This window comes from Streptomyces beijiangensis, from assembly GCF_017315755.1.
GTDB classification, from domain to species: Bacteria; Actinomycetota; Actinomycetes; order Streptomycetales; family Streptomycetaceae; genus Streptomyces; species Streptomyces beijiangensis.
The window spans coordinates 1-223 of the sequence record NZ_JAFLRJ010001747.1 but is presented as its reverse complement, the minus strand read 5'-3'; the positions used below and the strand labels follow the sequence as shown (position 1 = coordinate 223).

Below are 223 nucleotides of genomic sequence, written 5' to 3'. Positions count from 1 at the left end.
CCGCCGAACTCGGCGAGCGGGCACGCTACTTCCACCTCGACGTGACGTCCGAGCGGGACTGGCAGCGGGCCGCCGCCTTCACGGCCGCCGAGTTCGGCGGACTGCACGGCCTGGTCAACAACGCCGGAGTCTCCACCGGACAGCCCCTGGACACGGAGACCGTCGAGCACTTCCGCAAAGTGATCGACATCAACCTGACCGGCGTCTTCATCGGCATGAAGAC

The 223-nt window shown here is 67.3% G+C and carries 1 protein-coding gene; it reads left to right on the top strand.

What is annotated here, in order from left to right:
* Window positions 1-223 (top strand): SDR family NAD(P)-dependent oxidoreductase (locus tag J0695_RS43490; protein WP_206970309.1); only part of this gene is annotated, 223 nt, incomplete at both ends.